The sequence below is a fragment of the Bacillus sp. SIMBA_074 genome (genome assembly GCF_046534555.1).
Lineage (GTDB): Bacteria > Bacillota > Bacilli > Bacillales > Bacillaceae_G > Bacillus_A > Bacillus_A mycoides.
In genome coordinates, this window is sequence record NZ_JAWRYM010001347.1 from 1 (window position 1) to 230 (window position 230).

General features: G+C 68.3%; 1 protein-coding gene. It reads right to left on the reverse strand.

Annotated elements, in window-relative coordinates; translation table 11 throughout:
• Window positions 1-214 (reverse strand): hypothetical protein (locus tag SB773_RS35085; RefSeq protein WP_410595214.1); only part of this gene is annotated, 214 nt, incomplete at its 3' end.
• Window positions 215-230: the final 16 nt, after the last annotated feature.

A 230-nucleotide genomic window follows, 5' to 3' on the forward strand; every position in this document is an offset into this window, starting at 1 on the left:
CTGTCACATCCGCGAGAAGGCTGGTCGCCTCGTCGGCGGTGAAGGCGAGATCGGCACCGGAGATCTCGCTGGTTCGCACCCACCTGGCGGGCGACACCGGAAGTGCATCGAATCTGCCGGCGAGAACCACCCGAAGGCGGACATCGCCGCTGTCGACCGCCGCCGCGATGGCCTCCCGCACGTGCGCCGACGACCGATCCAGCTGGTCGATCACGAGATACACCCGGGAG